21 protein-coding genes are annotated in these 23,220 nt (G+C 66.5%); 10 read left to right on the forward strand and 11 right to left on the reverse strand.

All coding sequences use genetic code 11. The features are described 5' to 3' along the window. Positions 1 to 14: 14 nt before the first annotated feature. Genes BN2156_RS11100 through fabG form a run of 4 tightly spaced genes read right to left on the reverse strand, consistent with a single transcriptional unit; the run spans position 15 to position 3,882 of the window. Positions 15 to 683: a GntR family transcriptional regulator gene (locus BN2156_RS11100; RefSeq protein ID WP_090513447.1), complete on the reverse strand. Its 669-nt coding sequence runs from the start codon at positions 681 to 683 to the stop codon at positions 15 to 17. 3 nt (positions 684 to 686) lie between these two features. Beyond that, complete coding sequence (locus BN2156_RS11105; RefSeq protein ID WP_090513450.1) at positions 687 to 1,880, reverse strand: acyl-CoA dehydrogenase family protein; 1,194 nt, start codon at positions 1,878 to 1,880, stop codon at positions 687 to 689. Next, positions 1,877 to 3,097: an acetyl-CoA C-acetyltransferase gene (locus BN2156_RS11110; RefSeq protein WP_090513454.1), complete on the reverse strand. Its 1,221-nt coding sequence runs from the start codon at positions 3,095 to 3,097 to the stop codon at positions 1,877 to 1,879. The genes BN2156_RS11105 and BN2156_RS11110 overlap by 4 nt, the downstream gene beginning before the upstream one ends. Then, positions 3,094 to 3,882, reverse strand: coding sequence for a 3-oxoacyl-ACP reductase FabG (gene fabG / locus BN2156_RS11115; RefSeq protein ID WP_162490776.1), 789 nt, complete (start codon positions 3,880 to 3,882; stop codon positions 3,094 to 3,096). The genes BN2156_RS11110 and fabG overlap by 4 nt, the downstream gene beginning before the upstream one ends. Positions 3,883 to 3,934: 52 nt before the next feature. On the opposite strand from fabG, the gene BN2156_RS11120 reads away from it, so the two are divergent. Genes BN2156_RS11120 through BN2156_RS11130 form a run of 3 tightly spaced genes read left to right on the forward strand, consistent with a single transcriptional unit; the run spans position 3,935 to position 7,474 of the window. Next, on the forward strand, positions 3,935 to 5,128 hold the full coding sequence (locus BN2156_RS11120; RefSeq protein WP_090513457.1) for an acyl-CoA dehydrogenase family protein: 1,194 nt from the start codon (positions 3,935 to 3,937) through the stop codon (positions 5,126 to 5,128). Positions 5,129 to 5,154: 26 nt separating this feature from the next. Beyond that, on the forward strand, positions 5,155 to 5,976 hold the full coding sequence (locus BN2156_RS11125; protein ID WP_090513460.1) for a mycofactocin-coupled SDR family oxidoreductase: 822 nt from the start codon (positions 5,155 to 5,157) through the stop codon (positions 5,974 to 5,976). 7 nt (positions 5,977 to 5,983) lie between these two features. Further along, on the forward strand, positions 5,984 to 7,474 hold the full coding sequence (locus tag BN2156_RS11130; RefSeq protein ID WP_090513463.1) for a class I adenylate-forming enzyme family protein: 1,491 nt from the start codon (positions 5,984 to 5,986) through the stop codon (positions 7,472 to 7,474). A gap of 70 nt (positions 7,475 to 7,544) precedes the next feature. Here the strand turns inward: BN2156_RS11130 and BN2156_RS11135 are convergent, their stop codons facing one another. The 4 genes from BN2156_RS11135 to purU form a co-directional block, all read right to left on the reverse strand. Then, entirely contained in the window at positions 7,545 to 8,444 is a 900-nt protein-coding gene (locus BN2156_RS11135; protein WP_090513466.1) for an alpha/beta hydrolase, read from the reverse strand. Continuing rightward, positions 8,441 to 9,727, reverse strand: coding sequence for a flavin-containing monooxygenase (locus BN2156_RS11140; RefSeq protein ID WP_407661725.1), 1,287 nt, complete (start codon positions 9,725 to 9,727; stop codon positions 8,441 to 8,443). Before BN2156_RS11140 ends, BN2156_RS11135 begins: the two co-directional genes overlap by 4 nt. A 197-nt stretch (positions 9,728 to 9,924) precedes the next feature. Then, the gene (locus BN2156_RS11145; protein WP_090513469.1) at positions 9,925 to 10,377 is read right to left on the reverse strand and encodes a MaoC family dehydratase; all 453 of its coding nucleotides are present in this window, start codon (positions 10,375 to 10,377) and stop codon (positions 9,925 to 9,927) included. A gap of 22 nt (positions 10,378 to 10,399) precedes the next feature. Next, the gene (purU, locus tag BN2156_RS11150; protein WP_162490851.1) at positions 10,400 to 11,290 is read right to left on the reverse strand and encodes a formyltetrahydrofolate deformylase; all 891 of its coding nucleotides are present in this window, start codon (positions 11,288 to 11,290) and stop codon (positions 10,400 to 10,402) included. Positions 11,291 to 11,747: 457 nt separating this feature from the next. Between purU and BN2156_RS11155 the strand changes: the two genes are divergently transcribed. The 3 genes from BN2156_RS11155 to BN2156_RS11165 all read left to right on the forward strand — a co-directional run bounded on the left by BN2156_RS11155 (position 11,748) and on the right by BN2156_RS11165 (position 16,542). Continuing rightward, entirely contained in the window at positions 11,748 to 12,497 is a 750-nt protein-coding gene (locus BN2156_RS11155) for a hypothetical protein (RefSeq protein ID WP_090513472.1), read from the forward strand. Next, positions 12,494 to 14,662, forward strand: a complete 2,169-nt coding sequence (locus BN2156_RS11160; protein WP_090513476.1) for an Rv1355c family protein — start codon at positions 12,494 to 12,496, stop codon at positions 14,660 to 14,662. The genes BN2156_RS11155 and BN2156_RS11160 overlap by 4 nt, the downstream gene beginning before the upstream one ends. An 80-nt stretch (positions 14,663 to 14,742) precedes the next feature. Next, positions 14,743 to 16,542 (forward strand): putative bifunctional diguanylate cyclase/phosphodiesterase, encoded by a 1,800-nt coding sequence (locus BN2156_RS11165; protein ID WP_276021481.1) that lies wholly within the window; start codon positions 14,743 to 14,745, stop codon positions 16,540 to 16,542. Here the strand turns inward: BN2156_RS11165 and BN2156_RS11170 are convergent. Continuing rightward, on the reverse strand, positions 16,522 to 17,400 hold the full coding sequence (locus tag BN2156_RS11170) for an FAD-binding protein (RefSeq protein ID WP_090513481.1): 879 nt from the start codon (positions 17,398 to 17,400) through the stop codon (positions 16,522 to 16,524). The genes BN2156_RS11165 and BN2156_RS11170 overlap by 21 nt on opposite strands. A 370-nt stretch (positions 17,401 to 17,770) precedes the next feature. On the opposite strand from BN2156_RS11170, the gene BN2156_RS11175 reads away from it, so the two are divergent. Continuing rightward, positions 17,771 to 18,472: a TetR family transcriptional regulator gene (locus BN2156_RS11175; protein ID WP_090513484.1), complete on the forward strand. Its 702-nt coding sequence runs from the start codon at positions 17,771 to 17,773 to the stop codon at positions 18,470 to 18,472. A gap of 9 nt (positions 18,473 to 18,481) precedes the next feature. Beyond that, positions 18,482 to 19,135, forward strand: a complete 654-nt coding sequence (locus BN2156_RS11180) for a ScbR family autoregulator-binding transcription factor (protein WP_090513487.1) — start codon at positions 18,482 to 18,484, stop codon at positions 19,133 to 19,135. Between the two features lie 3 nt (positions 19,136 to 19,138). Here BN2156_RS11180 and BN2156_RS11185 read toward each other — a convergent pair whose 3' ends face one another. Next, positions 19,139 to 19,501, reverse strand: coding sequence for a PAS domain S-box protein (locus tag BN2156_RS11185; protein WP_210436643.1), 363 nt, complete (start codon positions 19,499 to 19,501; stop codon positions 19,139 to 19,141). A gap of 199 nt (positions 19,502 to 19,700) precedes the next feature. Here BN2156_RS11185 and BN2156_RS11190 point away from each other — a divergent pair, with 199 nt between their 5' ends. Then, positions 19,701 to 20,933 carry an acyl-CoA dehydrogenase family protein gene (locus BN2156_RS11190; RefSeq protein ID WP_090513493.1) on the forward strand — a complete coding sequence of 411 codons (1,233 nt, stop codon included), beginning with the start codon at positions 19,701 to 19,703 and terminating at the stop codon, positions 20,931 to 20,933. Next, on the forward strand, positions 20,934 to 22,076 hold the full coding sequence (locus BN2156_RS11195) for an acyl-CoA dehydrogenase family protein (protein WP_090513495.1): 1,143 nt from the start codon (positions 20,934 to 20,936) through the stop codon (positions 22,074 to 22,076). It begins immediately after the preceding gene. Positions 22,077 to 22,176: 100 nt separating this feature from the next. Here BN2156_RS11195 and BN2156_RS11200 read toward each other — a convergent pair whose 3' ends face one another. Beyond that, on the reverse strand, positions 22,177 to 23,208 hold the full coding sequence (locus tag BN2156_RS11200; RefSeq protein WP_090515789.1) for an amidohydrolase family protein: 1,032 nt from the start codon (positions 23,206 to 23,208) through the stop codon (positions 22,177 to 22,179). Positions 23,209 to 23,220: the final 12 nt, after the last annotated feature.

A 23,220-nucleotide genomic window follows, 5' to 3' on the forward strand; every position in this document is an offset into this window, starting at 1 on the left:
CGCGGGTCAAATTGCTACTCCAGCACGCCCAGCCGGTCGAGGTGATCGGTCAGCGGCTTCGATGCGGCACACAGGTGCTCGGCCATGGCGTCGCGCGCGCCGTCCCCGTCGCGGGCCTTGAGCGCCGCCAGGATCCGGCGGTGGTCGTGGGTCGACTGTTCGGGCCAGCCCTCTACCGTCGGATACACCGATTCCAGTGCATACCGGGTGATCTGGGACATCAGCTGAGCCAGTTTCGGCGACTCGGCCGCCCGGTTGACACCCCGGTGGAATGCGTGGTTGAGCCGGACCGCGGCGTCATGATCGTCGCGGGCATAGGCGTCTTCCAGCTCACGCTGGATCCGGTCCAGTTCGTCGAGCTGAGCGTCGCTGATCTGGTCGGCGGCCCGTAGCGCCAACTGGCCGCCGATGTGGGCCTGCACGCCGGCCACGTCGTCGATATCGCGCCGGGTGACCGGAAGCACCAGAAATCCGCGCCGGGGCTGCTGCGTCAGCAGCCCCTCGGCGCGCAGGCCGAACAACGCCTCCCGCACCGGCGTCACGCTGATTCCCAGTTCGGCCGCCAGCTGCTCGAGCCGGATGTAGTTGCCCGCCGGGTAGGTGCCGTCGAAGATCCGTCTGCGGATCAACCGTGCCACGTCCTCGGCCATCTGTGGCCGGGCCGAGAAATCGGGGATGGACACGGCTCAGACCCGGTAGTCGGACAGCAGTCGCTTGCTGATGATGTTCTTCTGGATCTCGCTGGTGCCCTCACCGATCAGCAGGAACGGTGCATCGCGCATCAGCCGCTCGATCTCGTACTCCTTGGAGTAGCCGTAGCCGCCGTGGATCCGGAAGCTCTGCTGGGTGACCTCCGAGCAGAACTCGCTGGCCAGGTACTTGGCCATACCGGCGGCCACGTCGTTGCGTTCACCGGAGTCCTTGAGCCGGGCGGCGTTGACCATCATCAAATGGGCTGCCTCGACTTTCGTTGCCATCTCGGCCAATTGGAACGCCACCGCCTGGTGCTCGGCGATCGGCTTGCCGAAGGTTTCTCGCTGTTGGGCGTAGCGCACGGCCAGCTCGAAGGCACGGATCCCCACCCCACAGGCGCGCGCGGACACATTCACGCGACCGACCTCGACCCCGTCCATCATCTGGAAGAACCCCTGCCCGGGAAGGCCGCCGAGCACGTCGTCAGCACCGGCACGGTAGCCGTCGAAGATCAGCTCGGTGGTGTCGATGCCCTTGTAGCCGAGCTTGTCCAGCTTGCCCGGAATGGTCAGCCCGGGAACGACTTCACCAAAACCGGTGGGCTTTTCGACCAGGAACGCGGTCAGGTTGCGGTGCGGCTTGTCGGCACCCTCATCGGTGCGCACCAGCGCGGCCACCAAGGTGGAACTGCCGCCGTTGGTCAGCCACATCTTCTGGCCGTCGATGGTGTATGTACCGTCGTCGTTCTTCTTGGCCCGGGTCCGAATGGCCGCGACATCCGAACCGAGTTCGGGCTCGGACATCGAGAACGCCCCGCGCGTCTCGCCAGTGGCCATGCGCGGCAAGAATTTTTGCTTCTGGGCATCGGTTCCGTGCTGCCGGATCATGTACGCGACGATGAAGTGGGTATTGATCACCCCGGACACGCTCATCCAGCCGCGGGCCAGCTCCTCGACGCACAGCGCGTACGTCAGCAGCGACTCGCCGAGGCCGCCGTACTCCTCGGGGATCATCAATCCGAACAGGCCCATGTTCTTCATCTGGTCGACGATGGCCTGTGGGTAGGTGTCGGAGTGCTCGAGCTCCTGGGCGGTCGGGATGACCTCTTTGTCGACGAATTGCCTGACCGTGGAGACGATCTCGGTCTGGAACTCGGTGAGCCCCAGCGTCTGCGCAAGTCTGGTCACGATGCCACCCTCTCGAATACGGCGGCCAGCCCCTGGCCGCCGCCGATGCACATGGTCTCCAGCCCGTAGCGGGCCTGACGCCGATCCAGTTCCCGGGCCAGCGTGGCGAGCATCCGTCCGCCGGTCGCGCCCACCGGATGCCCCAGCGAGATGCCGGATCCTCGCACGTTGGTGCGTTCGAAGTCGGCCTCGCCGAACTTCCACTCCTTCATCACGGCCAGCGCCTGCGCGGCGAACGCCTCGTTGAGCTCGATCAGATCGATGTCGCTCAGCTGCAGGTCGGCCTTGGCCAGGGCCACCTCGGTAGCCGGAACCGGACCGATGCCCATGATGTTGGGAGCGACGCCGGCCGAACCCCACGACACCATCCGCACCAGCGGCCGCAGGCCGAGCTCGGCAGCCTTCTGCGGGGTGGTGACGATGCACATCGACGCGGCATCGTTCTGGCCGCTGGAATTGCCCGCGGTCACGGTGGCCTCCGGATCCTGCTTGAGCAGAACGGGTTTGAGCTTGGAGAGGGCCTCGACGGTGGTGTCTGCGCGCGGGTGCTCGTCGGTGTCGATGACGGCCTCTTCTTTGCGAGTGCGGACGGTGACGGGAATGATCTCCTCGGCCAGCACCCCGGACTGCTGAGCAGCCACGGCGCTGCGATGCGAGCGCACCGCGAGCTCGTCTTGTTCGGCGCGAGTGACGCCGTACTCACGGCGGAGGTTCTCAGCGGTCTCCAGCATTCCGCCCGGCACCGGATAGAACTGCCCACCGGCCGTGGTGCGGCCGCGCGCGAGCCCGTCGTGAATCTGCACACCGCCACGGGCTCCACCCCACCGCATATCGGTCGAGTAGAACGCGACGTTGCTCATGCTCTCGGCACCGCCGGCCACCACCAGATCGTTGTCGCCACTGCGCACCTGCAGGCAGGCCTGGATCACGGCCTGCAGTCCGGAACCACACCGCCGGTCGACCTGCATGCCGGGAACCGTCACCGGTAGGCCGGCGTCGAGCGCCACCACGCGGCCGACAGCCGGGGCCTCGCTGTTGGGATAGCAGTGCCCCAGAATCACGTCCTGCACCTGTTCCGGCGCTACACCGGTGCGCTCCAGCAGGCCCTTGAGCGCGGCGACGCCGAGGTCGACGGCGGTGAGCGACGCGAACATGCCGCCATAGCGGCCGATCGGGGTGCGGACCGGTTCGCAGATGACCGCCTCGCGCGTGCTCATACGTGCCGACCGCCGGTCACCTCGAGCACAGTGCCCGTCATGTACGACGACAGGTCGCTGGCCAAGAACAGGGCGACCTTGGCCACCTCGTCGGGTTCACCGGCTCGGGCCATCGGGATCTCGGCAAGCTTCTGATCCCAAATCCGTTGCGGCATGGCCTCGGTCATCGCCGAGCGGATGAGCCCAGGCTGGATCGCGTTGACCCGAACCCCGAGGTGTGCGAGTTCCTTGGCCGACGCCTTTGTCATGCCGACGATTCCGGCCTTGGCCGCCGAATAGTTGGTCTGCCCGACCAGGCCGACCTTGCCCGAGATCGAGGACATGTTCACGATTGCGCCGCGCTTGTTCTCCCGCATGATCGCCGCGGCCGATTTGGTGCCGTTCCAGGTGCCCTTGAGATGCACGGCGATCACCTGGTCGAACTGCTCCTCGGTCATCTTTCGCAGCGTTGCATCGCGGGTGATGCCGGCGTTGTTGACCATGATGTCCAGTCCGCCGAAGCGCTCGACGGCGGCCTGCACCAGGGCCTCGACCTCACTCGACGAGGTGACATCGCAACGGACGGCGGTCGCCACCTCGGGCCCGCCGAGTTCCTGGGCGGCCGCCTCGGTGGCCTCCAGGTTGACATCGCCGAGCACGACACGGGCGCCCTCGCCGATGAAGCGCTTTGCGATAGCCAGGCCCAGACCCTGGGCACCGCCTGTCACCACTGCAGTCTGACCGCTCAGCAACGACACCTGATCACCTAACTTTCGACCGTGGGGGCTCTGTCTGGCGCAGATCATATTTCATATACGATATTGGAGATTCATCACCCCGCCGATCCCGCGCGACGAAATGGAGCTCCCTGTGACCACCACCGCGGCCACTGCCGAAGTCAGCGACGAGGACTTCAGTGAGATCCTGGCGCAGACCCGCAGCTTCATCCGCTCCGCCGTGGTGCCGCGCGAGAACGAGATCCTGGCGACCGACAAGGTGCCCGACGATCTGCGCGAGCAGGCAAAGAACATGGGGTTGTTCGGCTACGCGATCCCGCAGCAGTGGGGCGGCCTCGGCCTGAATCTCGCCCAAGATGTCGAGCTGGCAATGGAATTCGGCTACACGTCGCTGGCGTTGCGGTCGATGTTCGGCACCAACAACGGCATCGCCGGGCAGGTACTCGTGGGGTTCGGAACCGATGAGCAGAAAGCCCGGTGGCTGGAGGGCATCGCCTCCGGTGCGGTCGTCGCCTCCTTCGCACTCACCGAGCCGGGCGCCGGTTCGAACCCGGCGGGCCTGCGCACCAAGGCGGTACGCGACGGGAGCGACTGGGTGATCAGCGGCCAGAAGCGGTTCATCACCAACGCGCCCACCGCGAACCTGTTCGTCGTGTTCGCCCGCACCCGTCCCGCCGATGCCGACGGCCCCGGCATCGCCGTGTTTCTCGTGCCTGCCGACGCCGCCGGTGTCGAAGTGGGCGCCAAGGACGCCAAGATGGGTCAGGAGGGCGCCTGGACCGCCGACGTCAATTTCACCGACGTGCGGGTGACGAACAGTGCGCTCGTGGGCGGCAGTGAGGACGTCGGCTACCGCGCCGCGATGACCTCACTGGCGCGCGGCCGGGTCCATATCGCGGCACTCGCGGTGGGATCCGCCCAACGCGCGCTCGACGAATCAGTCGCCTACGCCGCCGCGGCGACCCAGGGCGGCCAACCGATCGGCAGCTTCCAGTTGGTGCAGGCGATGCTCGCCGACCAACAGACCGGGGTGATGGCCGGCCGGGCTCTGGTCCGGGACGCCGCGGCCAAGTGGGTGTCCGGCGAGGACCGCCGCATCGCCCCCTCGGCAGCCAAGCTGTTCTGCACCGAAATGGCAGGCAACGTGGCCGATCTCGCGGTGCAGATCCACGGCGGTACCGGCTACATGCGCGAGGTCCCGGTCGAACGCATCTACCGCGAGGTCCGGCTGCTGCGCCTCTACGAGGGGACCAGCGAGATCCAGCGACTCATCATCGGCGGCGGGCTGGTCAAGGCCGCCCAGCGCCAGCACTGAATTCCCCCAACACTCAAGGAGATTCCATGTCCGAGCGGCTCGCCGGAAAGGTCGCCTTCATCACCGGAGCTGCCCGTGGGCAGGGCCGCGCGCACGCGGTTCGGATGGCCAAAGAGGGCGCCGACATCATCGCCGTCGACATCGCCGGTCCGCTGCCCCCGAGCGTGCCCTACGACTCGGCGACCCCGGAGGATCTGACCGAAACCGTGCGTCTCGTCGAGGCCACCGGCAAGCGCATCATCGCCACCGCTGCCGACACCCGCGACCACGACGCGCTGCGGGAGATCGTCGGCAAGGGTGTCGCCGAGTTCGGCAGGCTCGACGTCATCGTGGCCAATGCGGGCATCACGGTTCCCGAACCCTGGAACGAGACCACTCCCGAGTCGTTCCGCGACGTCATGGACATCAATGTCACCGGCACCTGGAACACCGTGATGGCCGGCGCCCAGCACATCATCGACGGTGGGCGCGGCGGATCGATCATCCTGATCAGCTCGGCAGCCGGGATCAAGATGCAGCCGTTCATGGTGCACTACACGGCCAGCAAGCACGCCGTGGCCGGGATGGCTCGGGCATTCGCGGCCGAATTGGGCAAGCACAAGATCCGGGTCAACAGCCTGCATCCGGGCGCGGTCAACACCCCGATGGGCACCGGAGACATGCTGGCCGCGCTCAATCGCGCCAACGACACCAATCCCGGCCTGATGCAGATGGTCACCCCGTTCCTGCCGGATTACATCGCCGAACCCGAGGACATCGCCGACGCGGCGATCTGGCTGGCGAGCGACGAGTCACGGTATGTCACGGCCAGTCGGGTCGCCGTCGATCTGGGCTCCACCCAGTTCTAGGGGCGGCATGCCCGGCCCAGTATCCACCGACTTCGCCGCCGGCCTTGCCGCCGGGCTGCAGGCCTACGGCGATCGGCCGTTCATCGAGTTCGCCCGAAAGTGGTATTCGGGCAACGACATCACGCGGTTCATCGAGCAGATCTCTACCGCGCTGCAGCAGGCAGGCGTGCAGCCTGATGAACCCGTCGGCATCGTCGTCCGCAACCGCGTCGCCCATGCCGCGACGATCCTCGGCTTCATCGCGGCGCGCCGCCCGGTGGTGATGATCTACTCATATCAATCGGCCACCGCGATCGCCCGCGACGTCGAAAGCCTGGCCCTGCCGGCGGTGGTCGCCGACCTCGACGACTGGACACCCGAACTGCGCGGCGCGGTAGCGTCGTCCGGCTCGGCCGGTCTCGTACTGTCCGGGGATCCGCTCCGGGTCGGCGTTACCACCGCGCGGCAACCCGGCAGCAGGCACGACGCGAACCTGGAACAGTCGGGCCTGCACATCCTGACCAGCGGCACCACCGGACCGCCCAAGCGAATCCCGGTCGGCACCAACGTGCTTGCCCACACCGTGCTGAGCATGACCATCGGCTCAGGCAATGAGGCGGTGGGTCCCGACACACCGCCCGCGCTGGTGTACTGGCCATTCGGCAGCATCGGCGTCTGTCAGCTGCTGGCCGCACCGTGCTCGGGCAAGCGCATGGTGCTGCTGGAGAAGTTCAGTGTCGGCGAGTGGGTCCAGGCGATCAAGACCTACCAGATCACCCGGGCGGGCGTGCAGCCCGCCATCCTCCGGATGCTGCTGCAGGCTGACGTCCCTGCCGAGGATCTGGCATCCCTGGAAGGTCTGTCCGGCGGCTCCGGCCCGCTGGAGCCCGAACTGCGGGCCGAGTTCGAGGGCCGCTACGGGATACCGCTGCTGTGGGCCTACGGGGCAACCGAATTCGCGGGGTCGGTGTGCAGTTGGACACCTGAGCTGTACCGCCGCTATGGCGCGGACAAACCCGACAGCGTCGGCCGGCCGCTGCCCGGCGTGCGGGTCCGCATCGTCGCCCCCGACACCGGCGCCGAGGTCCCCGCCGGGGGCATCGGCCTGCTCGAGGCCGCCGTCGAGATCATCGGACCGGATTGGGTGCGCACCACCGACCTGGCCTCCATCGACGAGGACGGGTTCGTCACCCTGCACGGGCGCGGCGACGGCGCGATCAACCGCGGCGGCTTCAAGATCCTCCCGGAAACGGTTCGGCGGGTTCTGATCTCACATCCCAGCGTGCTCGATGCCTGCGTCGTCGGGGTTCCGGATGCGCGCCTCGGCGCGGTGCCGTTCGCCGCGGTCGAGCTTCGGCGGGACGCGGTCCCACCCACCGAAGCCGAATTGAAAGATCTGGTGCGCGAGGCGTTACCGAGCCATCACGTCCCGGTGGCCGTGACCGTCGTCGACGCGCTCCCCCGCAATGCCGCCCTCAAGGTGCGACCGGGAGATGTCGCTGCGCTGTACCGCCCGTAATTTCTCCGACGAGCAGACACAGAATCGCACTATTTCGCCCACGTATGTGCGATTCTGCGTCTGCTCGCGGTCAAAGGTGAGCGGTCAGGAACTTCACCTGATCATCGGCAGCGGTGTCGAACCAGTCATGGCCAGGCCACACGTCGAAGTGATCGCACGGGTAGTGATGGACCTGAGCCCTGGCTTGCACGGCCGTCTTCATCACCGAGTTGGCCGGCACGAACCGGTCGAAGTCGGCGATCTGAATCAGCACAGGACATTTCAGTGATTTGGCCGCGGCACCGGTGCGGATCTGCACCAGTTCCATGCCGATGGCCGAATCGACTTCGTTGCGCCAGGTGGGTCCGGCTATGGCTCGGTAACTCTCGTACGCCCCGTCGAGGGCCAGTGCGCCGGCCTCCCCCGGTTCGGCCGCCAACGGCATCAGCGTGGGTGCCCGGCCCGCCGCCACGGCTACGCGGCTCTTCACTCCCGCCAGTGTCCAGCGCAGTGCCGATGCGACATCGCGGTGCGCCACGGCCGCGCGACTGGCGGCCAGACCACTGGTCAGCGGGGTCATTCCGATCACGGCCGCCACATCTGCACACTGAGCGGCCACCCTCAGGACGTGACTCCCGGAGAACGACGACCCCCACAACACCACCCGGCTGCGATCCACACCCGGCAGTCGTTGGGCCGCCGCGATGGCCGCACCGTAGTCGGCCATCTGACGCTCGACCGAAACGCTCTGCCGCGGTTGGCCGTCAGAGGCTCCGAAGCCACGGTAATCGAACGCCAGCACGTCCAGACCGGCCGCGCTGAACCGCTCCGCGAACGGCTGCAGACCTGAATCCTTGGTACCGCCGAAGCCGTGGGCCATCACCACCACCGCACGGCCGGCCGGTCCGGTCAACCCGTCGCCGGCGGCAGCGAAATGCCATGCGCTGCATCGCTCACCGGCCGAATAGAACGTGAGCTCGGTGTAGGTCATGCGATCACCCCGGCGTTCGCGCCGACGCGGTCAGCCGCCCGTTTGGCCCCCGCGGGCAACTCGCGGGTACGGATGTCGTGTTCGTAGTAGAAGTAGTCCACCTGTTGGGTGTGCCGGGGCCGGTCGGTGCAATGCCCACCGTGCAGCTGCTGATCGGCATCGATCACACGCTCCATCTCTGCCGCCGGAGGCAGGGCGTACCGTCCGACCGCATAGGCCGCCAACAACCGTGACTGGCATTCCACGAACGGGAACAGCGTCGGAATCGCCTGTGCGAAGCCCATGAACACCAGGTCGTCCATCCCGGGCCGGAACATCCGTTTGTAGAGCCGGATGTGGTTGCCGGGTGCGCTGATGAAGTCGCGGTCGAAGAACGGGAAGGTGATGTTGTAGCCCGTCGCATAGACGATCACGTCGAAGACGTCACTGGTCCCGTCCTCGAAGTGCACGGTGTCTCCGTCCAGGCGGGACACATTGGGCTTCGGGACGACGTCCCCGGATCCGAGCCGCAACGGCAACTCGACCGACTGCGTCGGATGTGCCTCGAAAAGCTTGTGATTGGGGGCGGGCAGCCCGTACATCGTCGGATCGGTGCCGAGCACGGGCCCGATCAGCTGCACCAGCTTGCGCTGCCACGACAACGGCAGGTAGGGACTGGTGCGGAAGTACTTGTCACCGGGTTGTCCCGCAATGTATTTCGGCACGATCCAGGCGCTCGAGCGGGTGGACAGCGTGACCTTGTTCTGCAGCGACTTCGATGACAACTCCACGGTGATGTCGGCGGCGCTGTTGCCGATGCCCACCACCAGAATCCGCTTACCCGTCAGCTCGAGCGGTTCCTTCGGATCGATGTAGTGGTGCGAATGGATCGCCTCACCGGTGAACGTCCCGGGGAAATCGGGCAGTCGCGGGTCCCAGTGATGACCGTTGGCCACGACGAGCAGGTCGAACTCGCGACGGGCTCCGGCCTGATCCTCGATCTCCCAACCACCCCCGTCGACCCGGGCCGCACGCACCACGCCGTTGTTGAACTCGATGTTCTCCAGCAACCCGAACGCATTCGCGTAGGCGTCCAGATAGGCCTTGATGTCGGAGTGGTGCGGGAACGACGGGAAGTGCTCCGGGATCGGAAAGTCCTTGAACGACAACCGATGCTTGCTGGTGTCGATGTGCAACGACCGGTGCGCGCTGCTGTGCCCGTTCGGATTGCCGAAGGCCCAGTTGCCGCCGATGCGGTCCGACGTCTCGAACGTCGTGTACGGCACCCGGTAGTCCTTGAGCATCTTGCCGGCGGTGAGCCCGCTGATACCCGCGCCGATGATCGCTGTCCGAGGCAGTGAACCCTGCAACACAGTGCTCCTTCACGTTGTGATGCAGCACACTAACAGCGGGCTTTGACGGCCGTCAATGAATTCTGACAAGTGTCAGAAACGCCGCGAGCAGTCCCCCGCTTGCGGGAGACTGCTCGGGGGCAGATAGATCAGGCGATGAAGCGAATGATCGACTCGGCCACCGCGGCGGGCTTGTCGGAACCCTCGATCTCGACGGTCACCGTCATGGTCGCCTGCACCGCACCGTCGAGCTGAGCGACGTCGGCAATGGCCGCACTTGCCCGCACCTTGGATCCGACCCGTACCGGCGTGATGAACCGAACCTTGTTGTAGCCGTAGTTGATCGCCATCGCGATGTTGTCGACGCGATACAGCTGATGGGTGAAGTGCGGCAGCAGCGACAGGGTCAGCAGGCCGTGCGCGATGGTCCCGCCGAAGGGGCCTCCGGCCGCCTTCTCGGGGTCGACATGAATCCACTGATGGTCATCGGTGGCGTCGGCGAACAGGTTCACCCGGTCCTGGGTGATCTCCATCCACTCGGTCGGGCCCAGCTCGCTGCCCTTTGCCGCGACGAACTCGTCGAGACCGTTGAAGACTTTCACGCTCACTCCTCTCGAACCGTGGTCAGAAGACTACGGTCTGATTCCCGAACCGGATTACGCGGTCCTCACAGTGCCACAGCACCGCGCGCGACAACACCAGCCGCTCCACGTCCGCACCCAGGCGTGCCAGATCGCCGACCGAGTGACGGTGGTCCACCCGGACCACGTCCTGCTCGATGATCGGCCCCTCATCCAGATCGCCGGTCACGTAATGCGCTGTCGCGCCGACCAACTTGACCCCACGCTCCTTGGCCCTGCGGTACGGCGCCGCACCGATGAACGCGGGCAGGAACGAATGGTGGATGTTGATCAGCGGGCAGCCCACGGCATCGAGGAACTCCGGAGTCAGGATCTGCATGTACCGGGCCAGCACCACCAGATCGACGTTGCCGCGCAACAACTCCAAGATCCGTTGCTCGGCCTCGGCCCGATTCTCCCGGGTGGCCGGAACATAGAGGAACGGCACCCCGAACGCACGCACCTGATCGGCCAGGTCGGGATGGTTCGAGATGACCATGACCACGGACATGTCGAGTTCACCGCGCCGGTTGCGCCACAAGAGATCCAGCAGGCAGTGATCCTCCCGGGAGGCCATCAGCGCCACCCGCTTGGGTTTCGAAGCCTCGGTGAGGCGAAAGTCCATCTCGAACGGCTCGGCCACCTTTTGCCTGAAGTCGCGCTCAAGGCCGTCACGGACCGCGGCCAACCCGGGCAGGTGGAAGATCGTGCGCTGCATGAAGGTGCCGCCGGACTGCTCGGTGGAGTGCTGATCCAGCGACACGATGTTGGCGCCGGCCCCGGTGAGGAAGCCGCTGATGGCGGCGACGAGACCGGGCCGGTCTGCGCAACGCAGCAGCAGCCTGCCGACATCCTGGGCCGGCAGGGCGGTTGCTTTCGGATACTCCTGTGTCATCACCACCAGAATCTCATCCGGGCCGTCCGGCCGAGACGCAACCCGCCAACGCATCACCGATCCGAAAGGGCCGGGCCGATGCGTTGTCGCTCGCCATTCACCGTGACGTGCTATCACTATGGACTGGCTGGGGGCCGTCACAGCAAAAGCTCGCCTCACGTCCCGGGCACGGCCCATTCGACTACGACGTCAATTCAAGATTTTTGCGATATTGGGACCGAACTCGCATATTCAGCACCAATAGCCGTTGCAGAATTTGCCAAAATTGCATGTACCCGTGAGTTAATCGGTGATGTCGGTGTCGAATTCACGACGCGACTGGACAAGATTTCTCGGCTCGCTGGAATTCCACTACAAGGCGGCGCAATACTCATCTCACGTATTCGCACAACCGTGCTACACACCAAATCAGCCGTCCTAGTCGGAAGGCACGGCTGACCGACGAAATGGATTCCAGATGACCGCTCCCCAACTCGATGCCGTCGCCCCCCGCAGCGTGACATTGGACGAAAGCCCAAGCTGGTGGGACCCCGACAGCGAGTGCACGATCGTCGTGGCCCGACCGGCCGCCGAGCGTGAGCTGTGGAACGAATACGTCCGCGGCGCCCATTCCAACTACCGCAAACACGGGGTGGAACGAGCTCTGGATTCCAAAACGTTACGGACAGGCGAGGATACGGCGCTGTTCTGCGTCGGGATCAACAGCACCGGCCAAGTCGTCGGCGGCTTGCGGGCCAAGGGCCCCCATCAGAGCGTCGAGGACAGTCACGCGATCGTCGAATGGAGCGGACAACCCGCACTCGACGCCGTGCGCAAGATGATCGCCGACCGTCTACCGTTCGGAGTGGTCGAGATGAAAACCGCTTGGGTATGCGATGACCCGGAACAGAGTCGCGCACTCACCGATACGCTCGCGCGTATGCCGCTACACGCGATGACACTGTTGGACATTCAGTTTGCCATGGCCACGGCGGCCGCCTATGTGCTCAAACGCTGGTTGTCGTCGGGCGGGGTGCTGGCGGCGAAAATCCCGGCGACGCCCTATCCGGACGAGCGATACCAGACGAAGATGATGTGGTGGGATAGCAGAACATTCGCCAACCACGCCGATGCCGGACAGCTGTCGCGATACTTCGCCGAGGCTCAGCGCATCGGCCCGCGCCCGGGCACCACGGACGCCCAAGCCTGGAACGCGGCGGGACGATGACCGACAAAACCACCCACGCAGGCATCGCGAATACCGAATTGAGCGAACTCAACGATCCCGATCAGCATCGGGCGATCTTCATCGACGATGAATTCACCCTCGACCAGTTGCACGGGGACCCGCGGGTCAATGTCATCGATGAAAGTCGTCAGCAGCAGGCCGCGCTGCGAACACTCGTTCCGGCGGTGGACCAGGAAATGCTCGACGAGCCGACCAGATGGGCTTACTACCCGTGGCGCCGGTGCCTGGTTCATGTTCTCGGGCCGTCTGCGTTCAACCGGTTACGCCTGGATCGCAACCGCAACCTCATCACCGCCGACGAACAACGACGACTGTCGCAACTGAGGATCGGTGTCATCGGCCTCAGCGTCGGTCATGCGATCGCCCACAACCTCGCCACCGAGGGACTGTGCGGCGAGATCCGCCTCACCGACTTCGATGAACTCGAGCTGGCCAACCTCAATCGGGTCCCCGGCACCGTGTTCGACCTCGGGTTGAACAAAGCGGTCGTGGCCGCACGCAGGATCGCCGAGATCGACCCGTACATCAAGGTCCGTATCGACCGGAACGGTGCGGTGACCGAGTCCATCGACCACTTCCTCGGCGACCTCGACATCGTCGTCGAGGAGTGCGACTCACTGGACGCCAAAGTCCTTGTCCGGGAGGCGGCCCGAGCCCGGCGGCTGCCGGTGTTGATGACGACCGGGGACCGCGGGCTGCTCGATGTCGAGCGGTTCGACCTGGAACCCGCGCGGCCGATCCTGCACGGTCTGCTCGGCGACATCGCGGCCCGCGACCTGGCCGGGCTCAGCAGCAAGGACAAGGTGCCGCACGTGCTGCGCATTCTGGACGCGCCGCAGCTCTCCCCGCGGATGGCGGCCTCGCTGGTCGAGGTCGGGAAGTCGCTGAGCACCTGGCCCCAACTCGCTGCCGAGGTGGTGCTCGGGGCCACGGTGGTCGCCAATGCCGTCCGGCGCATCGGCCTGGGTGAGTCGATGCCGTCGGGGCGTGTTCGGGTCGATGTCGCCGACGCACTCGACCGCATCGCCGATCCGCTGGCCACCGCATCCGCGCCCCCACCCGTGCCGGTTCCCGCGGACATGCGACCCGAACCGGCCGGAATCGCTGACATCCTCGTCGAAGCAGCGACGCGAGCGCCCTCGGGCGGCAATGTCCAACCGTGGCATATCGAGGCCAGTGACGATCGGATCAACCTCCGGTTGGCGACGAAGTGCACCACGACCATGGACATCGGATATCGCGGCAGTGCGGTGGCGCTGGGGGCGGCGGCGTTCAATGCGCGGGTGGCCGCGGCCGCACACGGCTTGACCGGGCACGTGCAGTGGTCGCGCGGCGACGAGGGCACGCCCCTGTACGGGATCGCCGAATTCTCCCCCGGCAGCGCACCCGAGCTGGCTGCGCTCTACGCGCCCATGCTGGCCCGGGAGACCAATCGCCTCCGGGGCACGGCGGCACCGATCCCCGCTGAAGTGTTCGACGAACTGACGGCCGCCGCCCGCGATGAGGGCGCCGACCTGACGATCCTGCACGACCGAGCCCAGATCGAAACGGCCGCAGGGATACTCGCCGAGGCGGACCGCATCCGGTATCTGACCCCGACGCTGCATCGGGAGATGATGTCCGAACTGCGCTGGCCCGGCGATCAGGACCCCGACACCGGCATCGACGTGACGACGTTGGGGTTGGACCCGGCCGACATGGTGGTGCTCGACATCCTGCGCCGGCCCGAGGTGATGGCGAAGCTGGCGGACTGGGACGCCGGTGCCGCCCTCGGCGACGACACCTATGAGCGGGTCACTTCCAGCTCGGCGCTGGCGGTCGTCTCGATCCGGGGCCGCCGGCTCACCGATTACGCCATGGCCGGGTCGGCTGTCGAGGCTGTCTGGGTCGGCGCCCAGCGCCGCGGGCTGGCGGTACAACCCGTGTCGCCGGCGTTCCTCTACGCCCACGATGACCGGGACCGCGATGCACTATCGCCTGGTCACGCCCGTGCCCTGCGTGACCTGCAGTACGCTTTTCGCAGGTTGACCACCACCGAGCGCGATGAATCACAGGCGTTGGTGCTCAGGTTGTCCTACGCGCCGAGTCCGACCGTACGCAGCCGGCGCCGAGCCCGAACGGGCTCGACACCGCAGTACGGCTGAGTCACGTGCAGAGGTATAGGCGGAGGTATCTGGTGCCAGGCAGCCTCGAACTGCTCGTCACATCGGTCGCCACTCAACTGATGGCGGTCGATGCTGCCACCTCGGTCACGGTGAGCCAGCAGGTGCTCGCCGAGCTGGTGTCGTTTTTCGACGTGGACGTGAGCTTCCTGCGCCATAACGATCACGCGGCGCACGCGACCCGGCTGGTCGCCGAGTGGCCCCCGCGCCCACCCGACGCCCAGACCGACCCGATCGCGGTCATCCACTTCGCCGATGCCGATCCGGTGTTCGCGATGGCCGAGCACCTCAAGGAACCCGCGGTGTTCCGACCCGAGCCGGCCACCGACGACTACCAGCGCACGATCGAGGCCGGCCGGCACATCCCGAGCACCTCGATGGCCTGTGTGCCGTTGCTGTCAGGAGACGTCACCACCGGCGTACTGGGGTTCGTCAAGTTCGGCGACCGCGAGTGGCTCCCCGCCGAGCTCAATGCACTCAAGGCGATCGCCTCGTTGTTCGCACAGGTACAGGCCCGCATCGAAGCCGAGGACCGGTTGCGCTACCTCGCCGATCACGACCATCTCACCGGGCTGCACAACCGCCGGGCACTGATGGCCCACCTGCAGGCCCGGCTGGCCCCGGGTCAGCCCGGCCCGGTCGTGGTGATGTTCTTCGACCTCGACCGGCTCAAGGCGATCAACGATTATCTGGGCCACACCGCCGGTGATGCCTTCATCAGCATCCTGGCCGAGCGATTGCAGCGCGGCGACGACTCGCCCAAGCTCATCGCGCGGCTCGGCGGCGACGAGTTCGTGGTGGTCCCCGCGGCGTCGATGACCGCCGAGGCGGCCACCGCACTGGCCTACCGCCTCCAGTCGGTGCTGCGCGAACGGGTGACCATCGACGGTGAGATGCTCACCCGTACCGTCAGCATCGGTCTGGCCCAAGGCATTCCGGGCCGGGACTCCACCTCCGACCTGCTCAACCGGGCCGACCACGCGGTGCTGACCGCAAAGAACTCCGGGGGCAACCGGGTCGCGGTGTTCTCCGATGAGATGGCGATGGAGATCGACTTCCGTAACGACATCGAACTGCACCTGCAGAGCGTCATCGAGAGCGGCGCACTGGTGCTGCATTACCTGCCCGAGATCGACATGCGGACCGGTGAGGTGCTGGCCGCCGAGGCCCTGGTCCGCTGGCAGCACCCGACCCGCGGCCTGCTGTCCCCCGACTCGTTCATCGGCGTGGCCGAATCCATCAATCTGGCAGGCGAACTGGGCCGCTGGGTGCTGAGGACCGCGTGCGCCGAGTTCGCCCGGTGGCGGTCCAACGGCGTCGGTCGCAACATCGTGCTGCGGATCAACGTGTCGCCGGTGCAGTTGGTGACCGACGGATTCGTCGCGTCGGTGGCCGGCATCATGAAGGAATTCCGCCTCCCCCGCGGATCGGTGTGCCTGGAGATCACCGAGAGCATTGTCGTGCAGGACATCGAAACCACCCGGTCGACGCTGACCGGACTGCACAAAGTAGGGGTGCAGGTCGCCATCGACGACTTCGGCACCGGGTACAGCGCGCTGTCGCTGTTGAAATCGCTGCCGGTGGACACCCTCAAGATCGACCGCAGCTTCGTCGCCGGACTCGGATCGGACCCGGGCGACCTGCCGATCGTCCGTGCGGTGATCGCCCTGGCGGGTGCCTTCGGGCTGCAGCTGGTGGCTGAAGGTGTCGAGACCGAACGGGCGGCGCTGACGCTCTTGCGCCACGGCTGCTATCGAGCACAGGGATTTTTGCTGTCCAAGCCGATCCTCGGCCAGGAGATGGCGGCGCTACTGGCCAAAGGGCGCGTGCCGGTGCACTTCTCAGCCGCGCCGCGCACGTGATCGATACGACTCGCGCGGCGAGTCGTGCACTCCGCCGGAGCGGCAGTAGGACGATCGCGCGGCATCCGGATCGTGGACGAGCAACTCCACCCGACCGAATCGGCTGGCGCTGTAGCCGACCAGACCCACCTGCACGGGCGTGCCGGGCTCGATGAGCTGACCGGCCGGCGAAGCTGAACCGGCGTCACGGGGTTCCGTGGACAGGGCCACGCCGTGCCGCGCACGCAGGCCCAGCGGACCGTCGGGGGTGTCGAGCACGACCCCGAGGACCTCGCCCTCCTCGAAAACGATGCGCTGCAGGGTGCCGTTGTCCAGGGTGTGGATCTGCCGGTCCTGCACTTGGGCCGACAGCCAGTCACCGAGCACCGGCACGGTGCCGGCAGCGCCGTCAGCTTCCAGCGTCCCGAGCACCTTGACCTGGATCTCCTCGCCGGTGCGGGTCTTCATCGAGGTCGTCCCCCGGTCTGCCAGCCGGGTGTAGAGCACGCCGTAGGGCGACGTCAGGCATTGCTGCGCCCATTCCTGCAGCCGGGCCCCGTAGAACGGCGCGATGCGACCGCGTCCGGAAACCGGGGTCCAGGCACTGACCGGCCGGACCGTCAGATCAGAGTGGTATTCGGCAGCACCGACCGGTTCGAGGTCGGCCGACAACGCGTCGAAGTAGTCGCGGGTCTCGGGATCCTCGATGCCGGTGCCCAGCCGCGGTGTCTGGAGATCGGAGGCTACCGCTTGGGGGTCGTTCGCGATGCCTGGGCGAACGATGTGTACGTCAAGCCCGGCGTCAGCCGCCGCGACGGCCGCTGCCAATGCCCCCGGGCCCGAGCCACAGCAAACGACGTCGACTTCGTCATCCCACATCGGCTAGCGACGCTCCGGAGTGACCGGCAGATCCACCAGCAAACTCGAATTGCTTTGGGAGAGTTTCGAAACTGGGGTCGCCATGGCCCGCACCGGGATTCGAGGGGGATTGCCGGTGCAGGCCATGACAACGCTTCCAGGATAGCCCTTGGCTACCGCCAACCGACAAATGGTGGCGCTCGACACAGCGCCCGCGGCCGTGGCGCGTGCCACCGCCGGGCGGGCAGCCCGCGACGAACCAAGAGTTATCACGCTAAGCACGATACATACCTTTAGAATGTTATGCACGTACGGTGAAGACTGTGAGTCTGCTGGCGGTGGCGATGCAATCACACGGCCGCCGGCGGATCAGAGTCAGGAAGGCCCCGCGGTGACTGAGCAGCTCGACCGGCGAGCAGAGCTGACCCGCCTCCAGATCCTGCAGGCGGCGGCGAGACAGTTCGCCCACACGCCCTACAGCCTGGTCAGCCTCGACGACATCCTGGCCGATGCCACCGTCACCAAGGGTGCGCTCTACTTCCACTTCCGGTCCAAGCACGCGCTCGCGGTCTCGATCGTCGAGCACCGGACCGCGCGGGCCACCAAGGCGGTCGAGGATGTCCTGGCCCGCAACCTGTCCGGCGCCGAGACGTTGATCGATCTGTCGTGTCTGGTCGCCGCCGAAGACATCGGCGATCCGATGGCCCGGGCCTGCCTGAATCTGGTGGAATCCATCGGCCGCACAGACGGCCTGGGACCGCGGGTACTCGGCGAATGGGTGCAGGGCTTCGCGGGTATCGCCAAACGCGCTATCGGGGAGGGTGATTTCACCGCCGACAGCGACCCCGAAGCGATCGCCCGGCTGCTGGTGTCGATCTACCTCGGTGTGCGCCAGACGAGTGATCTCGACAACCCACCGCAATTCCTCACCGCCCTCGAGCACAGCTGGCGCCTGGCGCTGCCCGGATTCGCCGAACCGGAGCGGCTCGGGTACCTCACGCAGTTCATCCGGCGTCGCACCGCGGTGGGCGTCAAGAAGGTGGTGCCGCTGCACCCCCACGCCGGGGGCCCGACCGAGCGAGAAGGAGGTTAGAACGCCACCATGGCACGCCAGGCCCGGTCCGAGCTGACCCGCCACAAGATCATCACCGCCGCGGTAGACCTGTTCAGCGAGCACGGCTATCCGGCCACCGGGCTCGGCGACATCATCGCGCGGGCCCAGATGACCAAGGGGGCGCTGTACTACCACTTCGACTCGAAGGAATCCCTGGCCGAGGCGATCATCGGCGACGGCGGCACCGCGATGCTGGCCACATTCCGCACCATCACGGAATCCTCTTCGCCGGCTTTGGAAAACACCATTCATGGATTGTTCGTGGTGGCCGACTTCACCCGCTCGGACAAGGTCGCACAGATCGGCATGCAACTGCTGCGGACGTTCAGCGGCATCAATGCCGCCGCCACCCGGGTCTACGCGAGCTGGCTCGACGAACTCACCAAGCAGTTGATCCAGGCCGCCGAGGAAGGCGACCTCCGCGAAGACCTTGACGTCGCGGGTGCGGCCGAGGTGATCCTGGGATCGATGCTCGGCGTGGAGGCTCTGTCACGCGCCAGCGCGACGGGCACCGACCTACGCGAACGGGTGGCCCGGACTTGGGATCTGCTGCTCCCCGCGATCGTCAGCAAGGATTCGCTGGAGTACTTCCGTGAGTTCCTGGCCCGCGAGTCGCTGCGCCGGGCGCAAGCCGCCGGCTAAGCCCTACAGCTCTTCGGCCCACAACCGCTCGGTGAGGTCCTGGAACGTCGCCAACGCCACCGGATCGTCGCCGCGCAGCAGCGCCGACTTGCTCATCCGCGCCCGCACGATCGAACCGTCGTGATGGACGAGGTCGACCAGCAGTCCGGCGTGGGCCCGCATCACCGACACCGCCGACTCGTCGGCCGGCAGCGAGTGGAACACCTCAGCAAACTGCATGCTCTTGACCGCTTCGGTGTCGCGGCCCACCATCTCGCCGAACGCGGTGTTGGCGAAGAGGATCGTCCCGTCTTCGGAGATCGCCAACACCGGCACCGGGAACCGCTCCAGCACCACCAGCGCTGGAAGGTTCTGCAGCAGGGCCATCGGAGATTGGGGGTCCTGACCGCTCTGGCGACGCTCCACGAGTCGATTATCGCCTGCGACCAGGGCCGGTGCCACCACCGCCCAGCAACGGGCGGCGGGCACAGATCCGTTCCTGGCCGACGCACCGAATCCGGGGTGGCGTACGCCACTTGACTAACTAGGTTTACTCTGTGAGCGACACCAGCAGACAGGGGCAGGCATGGACCTGAAGTGGTCGACGAGCGACCAGGAATTCCGCGAAGAGGTTCGCGACTTTCTCGCCAAGAATCTGACTCCCGAACTCCGGCAGGCCGGCCGGCTGATGACCAGCGTGTATGCCGATCACGAGGCCAGCATGGCGTGGCAGAAGATCCTGCACGAGCGCGGCTGGGCCGCCCCGGCCTGGCCGGTGGAACACGGCGGGTGCGACTGGAGCCTCACCCAGCACTACATCTTCAGCCGCGAATCGACGTTGGCCGGCGCCCCGTCGCTGTCCCCCATGGGCATCCGCATGGTGGCGCACGCGATCATCAAGTTCGGCACGCAGGCCCAGAAGGACTACTTCCTGCCCGGAATCCTGACCGGCGAGGTGTTCTTCTGCCAGGGCTACTCCGAGCCCGAGGCAGGCTCGGACCTGGCCGCGTTGTCGATGGCGGCCGTCTCAGACGGAAACGACCTGGTGTGCACCGGCAGCAAGATCTGGACCACCCACGCCCAGGAAGCCAACTGGATGTTCGCGCTGGTGCGCACCACCCGCGGCGCCAAGAAGCAGCAGGGCATCACGTTCGTGTTGATCGACATGACCTCCCCCGGCATCGAAATCCGCCCGCTGGTGATGACCTCCGGCGAAGAGGTCCAGAATCAGGTCTTCTTCGACGAGGTCCGGGTACCGAAGTCCAATGTGATCGGCACCATCGACGACGGCTGGACCGTGGCCAAGTATCTGCTGGAATTCGAACGCGGCGGCGGCGCCAACGCCCCGGCCCTGCAGGTGCTGGGTGACGAAATCGCAACGGTCGCCACCGATATGCCCGGCCCCAACGGTGGCCGGCTGATCGATGACCCGGCCTTCAGCCGCAGGCTCGCCGATGCTCGCATCCGCACCGACGTGCTGGAAATCCTGGAGTACCAGGTACTGGCCGCGGTGGCCGAGGGCGGCCATCCGGGAACGGCGTCGTCGATGCTCAAGATCCTGAGCACCGAGCTGAGCCAGACGCTGACCGAGCTGTCCATGGAGGCCGCGGGTCCGCTCGCCCGCGCCTACCAGCCGCACGCCACGTTCCCGGGCGGCCCGGTGGCCGAATACGAACCGCCCGCCGACGGCTATCACAGCGGCGAGCCGTGGCAGGCCGTCGCCCCGCTGCGCTACTTCAACGACCGGGCCGGCTCGATCTATGCCGGCAGCAACGAAATTCAGCGAAACATCCTCGCCAAGGCAGAACTGGGGCTCTAGATGGACTTCAACCTGACCAACGAACAGGAACTGCTGCGCGACGGGCTGACCAAGTTCCTGGCCAGCCGCTATGACCTGGCATCAAGCCGCGCCGCGGCCAAGACCGGTCCCGGCTGGCAACCCGAGATCTGGCGCGGCTTCGCCGACGAACTCGGCATCCTCGGCGCCACCCTGCCCGAGGAGGCCGGTGGCATCGGCGGCGGACCGGTCGAAACCATGGTCATCGCCGAGGCATTGGGCCACGCCCTGGTGATCGAGCCGTTCGTCGACACCGTGGTGGTTGCCGGTGGTCTGTTGCACCGGTCGGGCGACGCGGATGCTGCTGCGCTGCTTGAGCAGATCGTCGCCGGTTCAGCCGTTGTCGCATTGGCGGCCACCGAGCCGACCTCCGGGGACAACTGGCGCGACGTGTCCACTACGGCGCGACGCGAGGGCGACGAGTGGATCCTCAACGGCTCCAAGGTGATGGCCGTCAGCGCACCGCTGGCCGGCCACCTGCTGGTGACCGCGCGTACCTCGGGGGAACGCGCCGACGCCGACGGAATCTCTCTGTTTCTCGTCGACATCGCGTCGTTGTCACAGGGATTCACCGCGCACACCTACCGCACGGTGGACGACCGCAGGGCATCGGACCTCATGTTCACCGATGTGCGGCTGCCGGCCGGCGCGTTGTTGGGCGCCGAGGGCCAGGCGTGGCCCTCACTGGAGTCGGCTCGTGACGAGGGGGCGGCGGCGGTATGCGCCGAAGCCGTGGGCGGTATGCGCAAGGTGCTGGCCGACACGGTCGAGTACTGCAAACAACGCCAGCAGTTCGGCCTGCCCATCGGCAGCTTCCAGGCCTTGCAGCACCGGATGGTCGACATGCACATGGAGGTCGAACAGGCCTCGGCGGCGGTCTATCTCGCCGTGCTGAACCTCGACGCCGAACCCGCACAGCGCGCCAAGGCGGTATCGGCGGCCAAGGCCACGATCGGCCGCGCGGCGCGGTTCGTCGGGCAGAACGCGGTGCAGCTGCACGGCGGTATGGGCATGACGGAAGAACTGGCGATCGGTCACTACTTCAAGCGGCTCACCGCGGTCCAGTACGAGTTCGGCTCAACCGATTACCACGTCAGCCGGTACGCGGAGCTGACCCGGGCCTGAGAGCTGCACCGCTACTTCACCGAGACTGAAGCCAGGGACAAACTGATCGCTGATCCTGTCCCTGGCTTCAGTTTCGCTGTTCTTCGGTGCTGCAGACGCACTACTTGGTGCTGATGAGGCGGGCCACGCCCCGCATCACCGCCCGGGTGGCCTGATGCCGCACCTGATCCAACGGTGACGGGGCTGGTGGCGCCGGTGCAGTACCCAGCCGCGGGAACAGCGCCAGCGCATTGTTGCGATTGATCGCCTGGCGCGCACCGGCATCGAGGCCGTCGTAGGTGTCCAAGCCCGCCGCGAACAGCTGACTGGCCGCCAGCGGAGCGAACGGCCAATCGGAACCGAAGGTGATGTGACCGGGCTGGGCGAACGCCAGCAGGGTGGGCAGTGCCGCGGCGCTCGACGACAACGCGGTGTCGAAGTAGAAGCTCGCAAAGTCGTCGAGGATGTCAGCCGGGCTGCGTCCGGTGTCCCCCATGATGGCCACCGCCATGCGGTGCGAGGCATACGGAACAAATCCGCCGGCATGACTCAGGATGAACTTGATGTTCGGGTAGTTGTGCCGTATCCCGTTGCGCACCAACAAGTATGCCGCCCGAGTGGTGTCGAGCAGGAAGTCGGTGGCGAACGGCACCACGCCGGGCACCGTGGGCCCGGGCAGTTCGGCCGGATGGATGAACACCACGGCCGAGCGCGCATCCAGCGCGGCCCACAGCTCGTCCTGGCCATCCTGTCCCAGGTAGGTCCCGGCGTGGTTGGCCAGAAGGACGACGCCGTCGGCGTTCAGTTCGTCGAGGGCGCGCACCGACTCGCCGACCGCGGCATCCACGTGGGGCATCGGCACGGTGGCGAAGAACCCGAACCGGTCCGGCTGAGATGCCACCAGATCGGCGCTGAAGTCGTTGACGTCGGCGGCCAGTGCGACGGCATCGGCCGGGTTCGGCAGGAATGTGGTGCCCGGCGCCGAGACCGACAGCACCGCGGTGGCGATGCCGAGTTCGGCCATGGTCTGCAACGAGCCCTCCGGGCTCCATTCCGGTAGTGCCCGCCCACCGGCATCCCCGATCCCCGCCTTCTGCAACGCCTCTCGATAGCCTGGCGGAAGCATGTGGTGGTGGGTATCGATTCGGTTCATGGTCATCCTTCC

This window comes from Mycolicibacterium neworleansense, assembly GCF_001245615.1.
In the GTDB taxonomy this organism is placed as follows: Bacteria; Actinomycetota; Actinomycetes; order Mycobacteriales; family Mycobacteriaceae; genus Mycobacterium; species Mycobacterium neworleansense.